Below are 222 nucleotides of genomic sequence, written 5' to 3' on the forward strand. Positions count from 1 at the left end.
AGTTGGCCATGGTGGCGGACGAGGGCGGGCAGGCGCCGAGCATTGCCCGGGTGTACGACTATCTGCTCGGCGGCAAGGACGACTACCCGGTCGACCGGGAGGTCGGCGACCACTTCAAGGTGAATCTGCCGGGGTCGGTCGCCATCGCCCACACCAATCGAGGGGCGTTGATCCGCGCGGTCCGCACCCTCGCACGCGGCGGCATCCGGCAGTTCATCGACC

The 222-nt window shown here is 68.9% G+C and carries 1 protein-coding gene; it reads left to right on the plus strand.

Annotation, left to right across the window (positions count from 1 at the left end):
* Nucleotides 1–8: 8 nt before the first annotated feature.
* Nucleotides 9–222 (plus strand): SAM-dependent methyltransferase (locus tag CCN72_RS37690; protein ID WP_208638210.1); only part of this gene is annotated, 214 nt, incomplete at its 3' end.

The sequence above is a fragment of the Streptomyces murinus genome, from assembly GCF_002154555.1.
Taxonomy (GTDB): Bacteria; Actinomycetota; Actinomycetes; order Streptomycetales; family Streptomycetaceae; genus Streptomyces; species Streptomyces murinus.